Genomic DNA, 14,047 nt, shown 5'->3' with positions numbered 1-14,047 from the left:
CCGGGCGGAGCTTTGTCTGAAAAGAGATGTGTCTCTAGGAAGCAAAGTTTCCTGTATAGAGTTGATAATATTTTCCTTTTGCCTCGATAAGATCATCGTGGGTGCCTCGTTCAATGATACGCCCCTGTTCCATAACCATAATGCAGTCTGAATTCTTGACTGTGGACAGGCGGTGGGCAATGACAAAGGTGGTCCGTCCTTTCATGAGGGCATCCATTCCGGCCTGTACGAGTTTCTCGGTACGGGTATCGATAGATGAAGTCGCCTCATCAAGAATCAGTGCCGGCGGATCCGCAACTGCCGCCCGGGCAATAGCGAGAAGCTGCCGCTGTCCCTGGCTTAAGTTGGATCCGTCTCCCGTCAGCATGGTATTATAGCCGTCAGGCAGCCGCCGGATAAATCCGTCCGCATTCGCAAGTTCTGCCGCCTTGATACATTCTTCGTCCGTGGCGTCAAGTTTTCCGTACCGGATATTTTCCATTACCGTACCGGTAAACAAATGGGTATCCTGAAGGACCATACCAAGAGATCTTCTCAGATCCTGCTTTTTGATTTTGTTAATATTGATGTCATCATACCGGATTTTCCCGTCCGCAATATCGTAGAACCGGTTGATCAGGTTTGTAATCGTCGTTTTTCCTGCACCCGTCGCGCCGACAAACGCAATCTTCTGTCCCGGTTTTGCATAGAGACTGATATTGTGCAGGACAATCTTGTCTTCGTTATATCCGAAATCGACATCATCCAATACAACGCCGCCTTCCAGTCTGCGGTATGTAATGGTGCCCTCCGCCTTATGCGGATGTTTCCACGCCCAGATATTGGTCCGCACCGGGGATTCAATCAGATTGCCGTTCTCATCCTCTTCGGCATTGACCAGTTCCACATATCCTTCGTCCTTCTCCGGCTCCTGATCCATCAGTTCAAAGACACGCTGTGCTCCGGCTGCCGCATTGACCACGAAGTTGATCTGCTGGCTTACCTGGGTAATCGGGTTGGTAAAGCTTCGGTTCAGTCCCACAAAGGTAACAACAGTACCGATGGTAACTCCTGCCAGCCCGTTGATCCCGAGGATTGCTCCTACAATAGCCACCAGCGCATAGCTGATCCACCCGATATTGGCGTTAATCGGCATGAGCAGGTTGGCATAACGGTTCGCCTTGTTTGTACTGTCACGAAGCCGTTCATTGACTTTGTGAAAATCCGCCATCGCTTCCTGTTCATGGCAGAACACCTTCACAACCTTCTGCCCGTCCAGCATTTCTTCGATGAATCCATCCACTGCTCCCAGATCGATCTGCTGGCGGACATAATATTTTCCGGACAGTTTGGAAAAATTGGCCGTTACAAGCAGCATGACACATGCTGTCAAAATGGAAATCACGGTAAGAAACGGATTTAACACTATCATGGTAATCAATGTCGCAATCATGGATATCACGGAATTGATGATCTGCGGAATACTCTGGCTTAAAAGCTGTCTCAGTGTATCCACGTCATTGGTATAGACCGACATGATATCCCCATGTGCATGGGTGTCAAAATATTTGATCGGCAGAGACTCCATCCTGCGGAACAGATCATCTCTTAAATGCCGCATCGTTCCCTGGCTTACATTGACCATGATCCTGTTATAGGTAAATGCCGTGATAACTCCCGTTGCCATTATGCATACCAGACGAATCAGGTCTAAAGCCAGACTGCTGAAATCCCTGGAGCCGCTTTCGAGCATTGGTGTAATGTGATCATCAATCAACGTCTGGGGGAATGTCGCCCCTACAACAGTTGCGATGGCAGTAATCAAAATGCAGATAACTACAATCAAAAACGGAATTTTGTAATAATGAAGCATATATCGAATGACCCTGTTGATCAGCCTGACGGCTGTATTCACTCTGGATCCTGATGGTTTTTCATTGATCTTTTCGCTCATAACACTGTTTCCTCCTTTCTGATTATGCCGGCTGGTCAAAGTCGCCGCTGCCTTCCAGCTGCGAGTTGTAAATTTCCTGATAAATTGCATTGTGTTTCAGCAGGTTTTCATGTGTATCGAACGCATCGATCTTTCCTTCATCCAGAACAAGAATCCTGTCTGCGGACTCCACACTGGAAACACGCTGTGCAATAATAATCTTTGTTGTTCCCGGAATCTTCTTTGCAAAGGCTGCCCGGATGTTTGCATCGGTCGCCGTATCTACCGCGCTGGTAGAATCATCAAGGATCAGTACTTTCGGTTTTTTCAAAAGTGCACGCGCAATACACAGACGCTGCTTCTGTCCTCCGGAAACGTTGGCTCCTCCCCGCTCGATCCGGGTTTCATATCCTCCCGGCATCCGGTCAATAAATTCATCCGCGCACGCTGCTTTGCATGCCTCAATACACTCTTCCTCTGTGGCATCCGGATTTCCCCATCTTAGGTTATCCAGAATCGTTCCCGAGAACAGGGTATTTTTCTGAAGCACAACGGAAACCTGATTCCGAAGCACTTCGGTATCATATTTGCGGACATCCACGCCGCCTACACAGACAGAGCCTTCATCCACGTCGTAGAGCCGGCAGATCAGATTGACAAGGCTGCTTTTCCCGGAACCGGTTCCTCCGATTACACCAACTGTCTCACCGCTTTTAATGTGAAGATCAATATCAGAAAGAGCATTTTTACCGCTTCCATGTTTATAGGAAAAGTTCACATGATTAAAATCAATCCTGCCGTCCTCAACTTTCATCACCGGGTTCTCAGGATCCGTCAGATCCGGCTTTTCATCAAGCACTTCACCGATACGGCGGATACTCGCCATGGACATACTGATCATAACCACTACCATGGACAGCATCATCAGACTCATAAGAAGAGCCATGATATAGCTGAACAGACTGGTCAGGTCTCCTGTTGTCAGTGAACCTTCCACAATAAACCGGGCACCGAACCAGGAGACGGAAATAATGCAGAAGTAAACCGCAACCATCATGGCCGGGTTATTGAATGCCAGAAGCCCCTCTGCCTTGACAGACAGATCGTAAAGAATCCTGGATGCTTTTGCAAATTTCCTGTTTTCGTAATCTTCACGTACAAATGCCTTTACCACACGGATTGCAGTGACGTTCTCCTGTACACTTGCGTTCAGATCGTCATACCGTCGGAAAACCTGACGGAAAATTTTCAGAGTGATGACCATGATTGAGCCGATGACAACCACAAGGAACACAACAGCAATGAGAAACATACTGCTGAGCCGCCGGTTGATGATCATACACATGGTAAAACTGAAAATCAGGTTTAACGGCGCCCGGACTGCCACACGGATCACCATCATGTAGGCATTCTGTACGTTGGTAATATCCGTTGTCATACGTGTAACAAGTCCCGGCACGCTGAATTTGTCAATATTGGAAAAAGAAAAGGTCTGAATATTGGCATAGATTGCCTCCCGCAGATTTGCGGACAGACCGGATGCGGCGCTTGCAGCATTTTTTCCTGCCATCGCTCCAAAGATCAGGCTCAGAAATGCCATGACAATCATCAGGGCACCATAACGATATACGACGGAAAGATTCGACTGCTCCAGTCCTCTGTCAATAATAATGGCCGTAACAAAGGGCATGAGTATTTCCATAATTACTTCGAGAGCGGTCAGTCCAATACACAGAAAGGTATCCCGTTTATACTTTCCCAGCTGTTGTAATACTTTTCTCACTGTAAAAACCTCCTGTCCATTTACTCTTTTACCTTATTTTTAATTTTTCCAGTACCGGATGCTTTTTGTCAGCTTCCGAACTGTCTCCTATTTATTAAATCACAAATTTCCTTGAATGAAAAATGAAAAAATGGTATCATTAATGCTACAAACGCAATAATAGAAAGGAACGGAACCATGAATACACAACAGCTGAAAACATTTGTCCAGGTGGCGGAAAACCTGAACTTTGCAAGAGCCGCTGAATCTCTCAATATTACCCAGTCCGCAGTCTCCCGCCAGATTCATGCTCTGGAAGAGGAACTGGATACCAAACTGCTGCACCGGACCACAAGGACTGTCCGCCTCACCCCTGCCGGAATCAGCTTTCTTGACGATGCAAAGCAGATCATAGAACGACTGAAATACGCTACCGCCAAAATTCAGCACCACACCGCTGCTGCCATGCAGGTGGTCTCCATCGGGTGTGGAAGCGAGGCCCACCTTGATTTTCTAAACGGCATTCTCGATTCCTGCTTAAAGGAGATGCCTGCGTTTCATCCGTTTCTGAGAATCATCTCACACCGCTCGCTTCTGAATCTGTTTTATCAGGGAGAGCTTGATCTTCTGATCGGATTCCAAAGCGACATCCCTTTAAAAGGAAACGTCGTTTACGATGAACTGCTCCATATCCCGCTTTGCTGCGTATTTCCGCGCGGTCATGCCTATGCCGGAAAAAAGGAAGTTTACGAACAGGATCTTCTTTCAGAACGCCTTGTTTTCTGCAACTCCTATGCGCTTCCTGCCGGCGCCTTGGAATATCAGAACCGCATCACCGGTTATCTGCCGCCCGAATCGGTTTACTTCTGTGATAATTATCAGGCAGCTCTGACACTGGTCCGTACCGGATATGGATACTGCATCCTTCCGCAGTCCCGATTCCCGGATGAACAGCTGTGCTACATTCCTCTCGCCGGCACGGATCCTTTATCCTACGGAATTTTCTATAAAAAAGGAGTGGATAACCCACCCTTGAAAAAATTTATCTCTATCGCAAAAAGGAGTGTGAAAGAGGATTTCCTCTCATGAAAATAAAGCCATGGGAGCTGTCTGTCCCATGGCTTATATTTCCTTACAAAGAATATGGCGAAGCGATCTGCCGTATTTTTCTTTCGTCGCCCGGATTCCGTAACCCCGCTTCTGCACATTGGAAAGGCTGTACGGGTTGTCCGGATGAACGGTCGCCAGCAGATAACGCATGCCCCGTTTCTTCATTTCCTCTTCGCAGACTTCCATCATCCTGTCCTGCAGATGATGCCCGCGGTAAAGAGGATCCACAGCTGCCGTATCCATATGCGCCGACAAAAGCAGCTGTTCTTTTGAAAATCCCAGATCATTGCCAAGGTTGTACGGGACATCCCCCGGGATCTCCACAAGAAAACATCCTGCAGGAATTCCCTCCTGCTTAGTCCTTGCAATGACTGCAAATCCGGCGTTCTCTTCTTCCTTTACACACACTTCCAGAAATTCTTTTCCATCCTCGTAAAACCAGTCCGGATTCTCCATATATGCAACGGTTGTTTCCATCAGCTTCTGAATATCCGCAAGATCAGCTTCCCCGGCTTTTTGGATCACAAATTCGGTCTGCCCGATTTCCTGATATGCCTCTTCGTAGGCTTTCTTTGTTTCTTCATCAAAGCATACCATCACCACTTCCCGGACCGTGCTCTGAGTATGAAGAAATGTAAGAATCTCCCTGACAGCCGTCTTTGCCGCAAGGGAAACCGGGTATCCGTAGATTCCGGTACTGATGGACGGGAAGGCTACAGTATTCCGTTCATAGGCAGCTGCAAGTTTTAAACTGTTCCGGTAGCAGGAGGCCAGAATCTGTTCCTCTCCACAGTTTCCGCCACGGTATACCGGCCCCGGTGTGTGAATGACATAGTCCGCCGGAAGGCGGTAGCCTTTTGTGATCTTCGCCTCACCGGGCCTGCATCCATTGAGAGTACGGCACTCTTCCAGAAGTTCCGGTCCTGCTGCCCGGTGGATGGCTCCGTCCACTCCGCCGCCTCTAAGCAGCGATGGATTCGCCGCATTGACGATGGCATCCGCTCTGCATTTTGTAATATCTCCCTTGATAATCCGAAATGTTCCCATCTGTATTCCTCCTGTCTCTGACTTTACTCTGCCTTTTTGTTCCATTCCCGGATGATCTGCGGAATATCACAAAGTGTATCTGCCTTCCGATCGATCAGCGAAAGAAGCTCCTCATCCGGCTGGGTGAGATCCGGCACCATAATGACACGGCATCCGGCACCGGCGGCCGCACGAACGCCGTTTGGCGAATCCTCCACCGCCGCACATTCTTCCGGTTTTCTTCCGATCTTCCTGCATGCATATTCATACACATCCGGAAACGGCTTGCCACGCTCTACCATAGTAGCACAGACGATGTCGTCAAACAGATCCAGAATTCCAATCTCACTTAAATAGCTTCTCGTCCGCTCTTCATCCGTTGCCGTCACAACGGCAGTCTGATATCCGGCTTCCCGAAGACTGCAGAGCACTTCGTCCACGCCGTCCTTCTTCTCGATTCCGTTGGCTTTCAGATGCTCGCTCATCAGCTCTTTTCTCCGCTCCCGGATAGCCCAATAATCGTACTGCTCACCATACGTCTTTGCGAACCATGGGGCAGCGTACCTGCTGGCAAAACTGCGGAACTGATAAGAATCCTCTTCTGTCAGCAAAAGCCCGGCTTCTTCTGCCGCCTGTCTCCAGAACCGGGTCAGGTATTTTTCCGTATCAATCAGAACACCGTCCATATCAAAGAGTACTGCTTTTATTCTCATCTTCTCTTACCATATTCCTTCCATCTTTTCTACAAGCAGGGATTTCACCGCACCCTTTTCCTGTACGTGGAACTCAAAGTTCCCCATCTCGGACTGCTGATAAAACTTCTTCGCTCCTGCCGCCTGCCCTTCATTTAAAAATACCTCGCAGACATTCCGGTCCACAAAAACTTCCACCACTGTCACCTGATCAATGTCCGCAGGATAGAGAATATTTTTCGCTCCTTCCCCGACAGTCCGGAAACGGCACTGTCCGTCTTTCTGCTCCAGATAGAGCTTGCGGTCCTTCCATTTATAAAGCGTCATGCGGAAATCCGCCGAATGTTCCAGTTCCAGTCTGACATAGTAGGTGTTCCCTTCGATTCCGGAAAGTTCCACATTCTCGTCACATCCTTCATAGACCGGGTAACGGATCAGCTGATAAATTCCCTGAACCGGATTCTGGTACAGCCTTCCATCCTTGACATGGAGCACCCTCGGAATACTCATGCTTCCGCAGGCTCCATTTACTGATTTGACATGTTCCTTTGCAACATCGCTGATCCAGCCGATGGCAACTCTCCCGATCTCGGTTTCAAGTGTCTGCACGGCATAAAAATCCGCGCCGAAATCATATAGTCCCTTCGTCTCCGCATGGAACTGATCCTGATACCATTCTCCGATATGGTAATATGTCCCGTTTTTCCTTCCGTGCTCGTCCACGTGGCCGCAGTATCCGGCTGTCAGCACCCACTGATTGTCCAGTTTGTAAAGATCCGGGCATTCCAGAGGAAAACATCCTTCCTCCTGCTTTTCCTCGAAGATCTCCTGACAGTACGTCCACTGCACAAGATTGTAGGACTTATAAAGCGCAACCGCCGGGTGTTCCTTTGTCCGTGTGCCGATGATCATCTTGTATTCGCCATCTTCAAAAAATACTTTCGGATCCCGGAAATCCTGGATTTCCTCATCTTCCGGTCCATCGATAATCCGGCTCTCCCGTTCCCACGAAATTCCGTCCCAGCTTTCCGTCATGACCTGGTATTCCCTCATATTCTGCGGTTCTTTCCGCTTTCCGATATGTCTTGTAAAGAACAGCCTCATTTTCTGCTCATCATCAATCAGCGCAGTCCCCGAAAACGCTCCTCCCACAAGTTCCGGATGATTCAGAATCTCCTGCTGCGGCTCCATGCACACCGGGAGGTGTACCCAGTGAATCAGATCCTGGCTGACTGCATGTCCCCAGTACATATTGTCCCACTCTTCCGAGAATGGATGAAACTGGTAAAACAGATGATAGTATCCGTGATAAAAGCAAAAGCCGTTCGGATCATTCATCCATCCCTTCAGTGGTGAGAGATGAAACTGATTTCGCACCGGCGTATCGTACCATCCTGCCCACTGGCTTTTACCGTAAAATCTGCCGTCCTGGATCAGGCAGATTCCCCGCTCCATGATATTTTCACATCCGCTTAAATCCGCGTAGGAAATCTCGCAGTCCTCGGGCGTCACCTCATAGGTTGTTCCCTGGTTGACAGCGATCCGCATCCACTTTCTGTACTGGTCAATCCGGAACATCTTGCGCGCGCTTCCGGAAATCATATGAAGTCTGCCTGTCTTCCCAGGTTCTGTCTTAATAAACAATTCCAGCTGTCTGTATTTTTGTGTATTAAATCTCATGTTTTTCCTCCTGTTCTCAGGCGTATTTGTCGTCAGTTATCTACTTCTACTGTACAGTTTATCACAAAGCGCCGCATTAAAAAAGCGGTATCCCTTCCGAACGCTCGACAAAATCCGGCCGGAAACGATACCGCCTTCCCTTTGATGTCTACAGAATGATGCTTACAAGAATTCCCGCAGTCAAAAGAATCAGAAGAATCCCTACACTGACCTGAAGCCATCTAGGATTTTTGACCTCCTGATCTGAAATTTCATCTTCCGGCTCCACATCTATCTCAGATTCCGCAAGAATCGATTCGATAATTACTCCTGCCTGCTCCGCATCCCGTCCATCTACATAGATCTTCTCTCCGAAGATCGAATTCCCCGTATACACATCCATAACTCCTCCGGCCCCTCTGGCCTCGCGGAATCCCTGAATACCGTTTCTCTGAAGTGCCTCCAAAAGCATCTCGGCCTCGATTCTGTCGCCTGCCGTATAAATGCAGACCGGACTCATAGCCTCCACTTTTTCCCTTCTTACTGCTCTCATACGAACACCTCTTTTCCTTTACACCAGCGGATTTTCTGATCAAAGATTTCTATCTTTATTATACTTCTGTTTTTTCTCATTTTCAATTCGGATTTCCCTTGACAAGACCTGTTTTAAGATCTATTATGATATCAAAATAATATCACTTTAACTCATGTTTGAATGAAGGAGGAAGAGTTATGGAGGCAAAAGAATCCCTGATCCAGGAGGAACGGATTATTCACGCACTGAACGGTTTTCTCATGTTGTTTGTCAGTACCGTAGTACTGATAGCAGGTACCGCGCTTTTTATCGCAGGACCCGTTTTTTACAGCATGGACCGGGTATCCGGCGGACTTTGCGGTGTTCTCGTGACGCTTGGCATCATCCTTTTCGTTGTTGCCATCATTTTGTACTGCGGACTGAAGATTCTCAATCCGAACGAAGCCCTTGTATTTGCACTCTTTGGTAAATACTACGGCACGATCAAAAAATCCGGCTACTACTGGGTAAACCCTTTCTGCTCGGCAATCAACCCGACAGGAAACAAAGCCGGTTTTACCGTTTCAGCCGGCGGACGTACTTCCGTAACGCCTGCCGCGAAAAAGATTTCTCTTAAGACAATGACTCTCGACAATGCAAAGCAGAAAGTCAATGACGAACTGGGAAATCCGGTGGAGATCGGCGCCATTGTCATCTGGAAGGTTGTAAATCCGACGCAGGCTGTCATCAACGTGGAGAATTATAAAAACTACCTCTCCATCCAGTGCGATGCCATCATCCGGAATACGGCCCGTATGTATCCTTACGACACAAGCGAAAAGGGTGACGAAAAGTCTCTGCGCGGCAGCAGCCAGGAGATTGCGGATATCATGCAGCTGGAGCTTCAGGAAAAGGTAAAAGATGCCGGTATCCAGATCATTGACGTGCGTATCACCCATCTGGCTTACGCACCGGAGATCGCGTCCGCCATGCTTCAGAGGCAGCAGGCCGCAGCCATCATTGACGCACGCCAGAAGATCGTGGAAGGTGCAGTCGGCATGGTGCAGATGGCTCTGGATAAGCTGAATGAAAATGATATTGTAGAGCTTGACGAAGAACGCAAAGCCGCCATGGTCAGCAATCTTCTTGTCGTACTGTGCGGCAACAAGGACGCGCAGCCGATCGTAAACAGCGGTACCATCTATTAAAATCAGGAAAAGGTGGGACACATTTTGGAGAAAAATACGACTGAAAAGGGAAAAGCCAAAAAACAGGTCCCTTTAAGGCTCTCCCAGAGCCTTTATAACGAAATCGCCCAATGGGCAGAAGATGATTTCCGTTCCATGAACGGGCAGATCGAATATCTTTTGACCGAGTGTGTGAAATACCGGAAAAAGAAACTGAATAAAGAGTAAAAAACAGGAAGAGTTTCCAGGCCGGAACTCTTCCTGTTTTTTTATTCTTTATGCTTTTTTTCTAAACAAGATGTAACAGGTGTGTTGCCACCTGAAAGTATACCATGATAGAGCAGACGTCCACGATCGTTGTGATCAGCGGCGCCGCCATGATGGCCGGATCCAGGCGCAGCTTCTTTGCGACAAGCGGAAGCACACATCCGATCAGCTTCGCGATCAGAATTGTCGCAACAAGTGAGATCGATACAAGAAGTGCCAGCATCGGATCATGGTAACGGATCACCATATAAATTCCGTTGACTACCGCAAGAGCCGCTCCCACAAGAATGGCCACCCGGAACTCTTTGAAAATCACCTTGAAAATATCTTTAAAATGAATCTCGTCAAGGGCAATACCGCGGATAATCAGCGTCGAGCTCTGGGAGCCGCAGTTTCCGCCGGTGTCCGTCAGCATCGGGATGAAGGAAACGAGAAGCGGAACGGCAGTAAATGCTTCCTGATAGTGCGCGATGATCGTCTGTGTCAGCGTCGCGGAAAGCATCAGCACCAGAAGCCATCCGATCCGGTTTCTTGCGTGTTTGATCACGCCTGTTTCAAAATACGGCTGTTCACTCGGGCTCAAGGCGTTCATGATTTCCATATCTTCTGTCGTCTCATCAACGAGGACATCCATCGCGTCATCGACTGTCACGATTCCGACCATATATCCCTGCTGGTCCAGAACCGGGAGCGCCAGAAGATCATACTTGGAAAGCAGATGCACTGCCTCCTCCTGGTCGGTATGAGTTGTGACGGAAATAATCTCTGTCTCCATCAGCTCTTCCATCGTCATGTCATCGTCCATTGTCATCAGATCCTTGGCAGAGACGATCCCGACAAGCCTTCTATTTTCCAGCACATAACAGGTATAGATCGTTTCTTTGTGAATCCCGGTCTGTTTGATGTGGTCCATGGCCTCTTTGACCGTCGTCGTCCGGCGCAGATCCACATACTCCGTCGTCATGATGCTGCCCGCACTGTCCTCCGGATAATTCAGAATTGTGTTGATCTGTGCACGTCTTTCTTTATCGACCTGCTCCAGGATCCGCGTTACCAGATTGGCCGGCAGCTCCTCCAGCAGATCGACCGTGTCGTCCATGTAAAGCTCGTCAATCAAGTCTTTCAGCTCTTTTTCCGTAAACATTTCCACCAGATAAGTCTGCATGGAGCTGCTCATCTCCGCAAATACTTCCGCCGCTTTTGCTTTTTCAATCAGGCGGAACGCCAGAATCATTTCCTTATCTTCCAGCTCGGCAAGAAGAGCTGCAATGTCTACGGTATTCATGACCTCCAGAATACTTCTGACTGCCTTGAACTCTTTTTTCTTCAAGAGGTCTGTTAAAATCTGTCTGTTCATAGCAATCCCTACTTTCTTTTATGAATTTTTCCATGTAACAATACGAGTCATAACTGCCTCCAGCATCCATTGCACCTCACCTGCCTTTCTTTTATCGGACGTTACTGTTCATTCCGTGGAACATTTTGTTTTACAGGGAAGAAATTTCCTGTGAAACAAAAAAATCTCCGGCAAAAACCGGAGATACCTGATCCTGTCCTTTCTTACGTACAAGCTTTAGTATCACAGGGCATAAAAACTGCGTTAGGTTATGCCTTATCGCCGACATAACCTGTTGACCAGCGCATTGTGTCTCCACAATTTAGCGGCAGCAATCTTAGGTGTCCCAGATCCCTGTGGTAACCTCACCTACCGATTTCCTATACCATCATACTTCGATTATCATCCGGTGTCAAGTTTTTGTTTCTTTCTTTTCGGATCTGATTTATACTGGAAAGTATCAAAGGAGGGTGATGCATGTGCGTATATTAATTGCAGAAGACGAAAAGGATCTGAATCAGATTCTTACTTCACGTCTGAAGGCCGAACACTACAGCGTGGATTCCTGTAAAAACGGCCGGGAAGTGCTGGAATATATGGCCGGCGCCGAATATGATGCCCTGGTCCTGGATATTATGATGCCGGTACTCGACGGCTTAAGTGTCTTAAAGAAAATCCGTCAGCGAGGCTGTACCGTTCCGGTTCTTCTTCTGACTGCAAAAGACAGCATCGAAGACCGCGTGGCAGGTCTTGACGCCGGAGCGAACGATTATCTTGTCAAACCATTTGCCTTTGAGGAGCTGCTTGCACGAATCCGGGTACTGCTACGCAAACCTGCCGAGACTCCATCCAGCTGTCTTCAGACTGCAGATCTGAAGATCCTTCTGGATACCCATCAGGTATTCCGCGGGGATACGGAAATCCGTCTCTCCGGGAAAGAGTTCTCCCTGCTCCGCTACATGATGCAGAATGAAGGAATCGTGCTGTCCCGCGACAAGCTGGAACAGCATATCTGGAATTATGACTATACCGGCGGTTCCAATGTTATCGATGTCTATATCCGCTATCTCCGCCGCAAAATCGATGACGGGTACGAGCCGAAACTGATTCATACAGTACGGGGCGCCGGATACGTCCTGAAGGTGGTATCATGAAACGATTATCTTTAAAATTAAAAGTAACATTACTGTATTCCTTTTTCATGACACTTCTGACCTGCGCGGCTCTTGCGATTTTGTTCTCCCTGAGCAATCAGGAGATTCTTGCTTCTACGCAGAATACACTGAAAAAGCAGGTGCAGGAAAGCATGGAGGATGTCGAATGGGAAGACGGTTCTTTTGATCTGGATTCGGATTTCTATGATCTGGACGGCGGTGTGTATTTGTCCCTTTATACGGAGACCGGAGAGCTTCTGTATGGACGGATTCCCTACGGATTTGATCTGAAGCCGGATTTTTCCGACGGACAGCTCCAGACACTTTCCGATTCCGGCCGTCAGTGGTACGTGTTTGACCTTGCCCACCGGATTTCCGGCTATGGACTCGTCTATATCCGCGGAATTTCCTCTGTCACAGAGGCGGAATCCAGTTTCCGGATCACGCTCCGTTTCGCCATGATTGTGCTTCCGCTTCTGGTTGTGTTGACTGCAGTGATCGGATATCTCTTTACGCGAAGGACGCTCCGCCCTGTCCGCAGGATCACGGATACGGTACAGGAAATTCAGACAAACCAGGATCTTTCCCGACGCGTCGAGCTTGGAAATGGAACCGATGAAATTTATCAGCTTGCCGATACATTTGACCAGCTGCTTGACCGGATTGAACGTGCCTTCCGGAGGGAACAGCAGTTTACTTCTGATGTTTCCCATGAGCTTCGTACTCCGATTACCGTGATTCTGGCCCAGTGTGACGCGGCACTTGCCGACGAAACCCTGAACGGTGAACACCGTCAGCAGATTGAGCTGATCGAAAAAAAGGCGCGGAATATGGCTCAGATTATTTCCCAGCTTCTGCTGCTCTCAAGGGCAGATCAGGGAAGACAGAAGCTTCAGCTGGAAACGCTCAATCTCAGCGAGCTCACTGAGATGGTCTGCGAAGAGCAGGCGATTCTGGCCGGAGAAAAACAGATCATCATCAACACACAGATTGAGCCGGAACTATATGCCTCCGTCGATGAGACCTTTTATATCCGGATGCTTGTCAACCTGATTTCCAATGCCATCTGTTATGGCAACGAAGGCGGACACATTCTTGTCTCCTGTTTCCGGCAGAACGGATTTATCACCGGATCCGTGGAAGACGACGGCATCGGCATTTCCGCAGAAGATCTGCCGCACATCTGGGACCGGTTTTACCGGGCAGATACCTCCCGAAGCGCGTCAGGACATTCGGGACTTGGGCTTTCCATGGTGAAATGGATTATCGAGGCTCATGGCGGTACAATCACAGCGGAAAGCATCCCGGGAAAGGGAACCATATTTACCTTTTTGCTGCCGGAAGAAAAAAAATAAATTTCTGTTTTCCTTTAATGTTCCTTTAATCTTTGGGTACTATACTTACATCAACAACAAAAAAACACCCCGA

The 14,047-nt window shown here is 48.4% G+C and carries 12 protein-coding genes, 1 pseudogene and 1 riboswitch; of the genes and pseudogenes, 5 read left to right on the top strand and 8 right to left on the bottom strand.

The annotated features are described in order from the left end of the window. Positions 1-34 precede the first annotated feature (34 nt). Both FGQ85_RS10620 and FGQ85_RS10615 read right to left on the bottom strand, forming a co-directional pair. Positions 35-1,933 (bottom strand): ABC transporter ATP-binding protein, encoded by a 1,899-nt coding sequence (locus FGQ85_RS10620; protein ID WP_138373435.1) that lies wholly within the window; start codon positions 1,931-1,933, stop codon positions 35-37. A gap of 22 nt (positions 1,934-1,955) precedes the next feature. Further along, on the bottom strand, positions 1,956-3,695 hold the full coding sequence (locus FGQ85_RS10615; protein WP_138373434.1) for an ABC transporter ATP-binding protein: 1,740 nt from the start codon (positions 3,693-3,695) through the stop codon (positions 1,956-1,958). A 177-nt stretch (positions 3,696-3,872) separates the two neighbouring features. Here FGQ85_RS10615 and FGQ85_RS10610 point away from each other — a divergent pair, with 177 nt between their 5' ends. Next, entirely contained in the window at positions 3,873-4,763 is an 891-nt protein-coding gene (locus FGQ85_RS10610; protein WP_087167076.1) for a LysR family transcriptional regulator, read from the top strand. Between the two features lie 33 nt (positions 4,764-4,796). On the opposite strand, the gene FGQ85_RS18845 is transcribed toward FGQ85_RS10610, so the two are convergent. The 5 genes and pseudogenes from FGQ85_RS18845 to FGQ85_RS10590 all read right to left on the bottom strand — a co-directional run bounded on the left by FGQ85_RS18845 (position 4,797) and on the right by FGQ85_RS10590 (position 8,714). After that, positions 4,797-5,240, bottom strand: coding sequence for a GNAT family N-acetyltransferase (locus FGQ85_RS18845; RefSeq protein WP_243128539.1), 444 nt, complete (start codon positions 5,238-5,240; stop codon positions 4,797-4,799). A gap of 84 nt (positions 5,241-5,324) precedes the next feature. After that, positions 5,325-5,831, bottom strand: a pseudogene (locus FGQ85_RS18840) (O-acetyl-ADP-ribose deacetylase); the annotation flags it as partial. 23 nt (positions 5,832-5,854) lie between these two features. Continuing rightward, the gene (locus FGQ85_RS10600; protein ID WP_138373433.1) at positions 5,855-6,523 is read right to left on the bottom strand and encodes an HAD family phosphatase; all 669 of its coding nucleotides are present in this window, start codon (positions 6,521-6,523) and stop codon (positions 5,855-5,857) included. A gap of 6 nt (positions 6,524-6,529) precedes the next feature. Further along, entirely contained in the window at positions 6,530-8,182 is a 1,653-nt protein-coding gene (locus FGQ85_RS10595) for a glycoside hydrolase family 32 protein (protein WP_138373432.1), read from the bottom strand. Between the two features lie 148 nt (positions 8,183-8,330). Continuing rightward, positions 8,331-8,714, bottom strand: a complete 384-nt coding sequence (locus FGQ85_RS10590) for a DUF2007 domain-containing protein (protein WP_087167072.1) — start codon at positions 8,712-8,714, stop codon at positions 8,331-8,333. Positions 8,715-8,893: 179 nt separating this feature from the next. Between FGQ85_RS10590 and FGQ85_RS10585 the strand changes: the two genes are divergently transcribed. Then, positions 8,894-9,883, top strand: coding sequence for an SPFH domain-containing protein (locus tag FGQ85_RS10585; RefSeq protein ID WP_087167071.1), 990 nt, complete (start codon positions 8,894-8,896; stop codon positions 9,881-9,883). 24 nt (positions 9,884-9,907) lie between these two features. After that, positions 9,908-10,090 (top strand): hypothetical protein, encoded by a 183-nt coding sequence (locus tag FGQ85_RS10580; RefSeq protein ID WP_087167070.1) that lies wholly within the window; start codon positions 9,908-9,910, stop codon positions 10,088-10,090. A gap of 61 nt (positions 10,091-10,151) precedes the next feature. Here the strand turns inward: FGQ85_RS10580 and mgtE are convergent, their stop codons facing one another. Beyond that, entirely contained in the window at positions 10,152-11,486 is a 1,335-nt protein-coding gene (gene mgtE / locus FGQ85_RS10575) for a magnesium transporter (protein ID WP_138373431.1), read from the bottom strand. A 193-nt stretch (positions 11,487-11,679) separates the two neighbouring features. Beyond that, positions 11,680-11,849: riboswitch (M-box (ykoK) riboswitch) on the bottom strand. A gap of 89 nt (positions 11,850-11,938) precedes the next feature. On the opposite strand from mgtE, the gene FGQ85_RS10570 reads away from it, so the two are divergent. Both FGQ85_RS10570 and FGQ85_RS10565 read left to right on the top strand, forming a co-directional pair. Next, positions 11,939-12,619, top strand: a complete 681-nt coding sequence (locus FGQ85_RS10570) for a response regulator transcription factor (RefSeq protein ID WP_207738726.1) — start codon at positions 11,939-11,941, stop codon at positions 12,617-12,619. Continuing rightward, entirely contained in the window at positions 12,616-13,974 is a 1,359-nt protein-coding gene (locus tag FGQ85_RS10565; protein ID WP_138373430.1) for an ATP-binding protein, read from the top strand. Before FGQ85_RS10570 ends, FGQ85_RS10565 begins: the two co-directional genes overlap by 4 nt. The last annotated feature ends 73 nt before the right edge of the window (positions 13,975-14,047 follow it).

This window comes from Pseudoflavonifractor sp. BSD2780061688st1 E11, from assembly GCF_005844125.1.
Lineage (GTDB): Bacteria > Bacillota > Clostridia > Lachnospirales > Lachnospiraceae > Sellimonas > Sellimonas catena.
Note: the sequence above shows the minus strand (reverse complement) of the source record. Positions and strands in the feature narration are given on the sequence as shown.

Bases quoted from the DNA above. Each gene is read 5' to 3' on its own strand.
- FGQ85_RS10585 (WP_087167071.1), top strand. From the start codon at position 8,894: ATGGAGGCAAAAGAATCCCTGATCCAGGAGGAACGGATTATTCACGCA.
- FGQ85_RS10565 (WP_138373430.1), top strand. From the start codon at position 12,616: ATGAAACGATTATCTTTAAAATTAAAAGTAACATTACTGTATTCCTTT.
- FGQ85_RS10600 (WP_138373433.1), bottom strand. From the start codon at position 6,523: ATGAGAATAAAAGCAGTACTCTTTGATATGGACGGTGTTCTGATTGAT.
- FGQ85_RS10590 (WP_087167072.1), bottom strand. From the start codon at position 8,714: ATGAGAGCAGTAAGAAGGGAAAAAGTGGAGGCTATGAGTCCGGTCTGC.
- FGQ85_RS10610 (WP_087167076.1), top strand. From the start codon at position 3,873: ATGAATACACAACAGCTGAAAACATTTGTCCAGGTGGCGGAAAACCTG.
- FGQ85_RS10620 (WP_138373435.1), bottom strand. From the start codon at position 1,933: ATGAGCGAAAAGATCAATGAAAAACCATCAGGATCCAGAGTGAATACA.
- FGQ85_RS10595 (WP_138373432.1), bottom strand. From the start codon at position 8,182: ATGAGATTTAATACACAAAAATACAGACAGCTGGAATTGTTTATTAAG.
- mgtE (WP_138373431.1), bottom strand. From the start codon at position 11,486: ATGAACAGACAGATTTTAACAGACCTCTTGAAGAAAAAAGAGTTCAAG.
- FGQ85_RS10570 (WP_207738726.1), top strand. From the start codon at position 11,939: ATGCATGTGCGTATATTAATTGCAGAAGACGAAAAGGATCTGAATCAG.
- FGQ85_RS18845 (WP_243128539.1), bottom strand. From the start codon at position 5,240: ATGGAGAATCCGGACTGGTTTTACGAGGATGGAAAAGAATTTCTGGAA.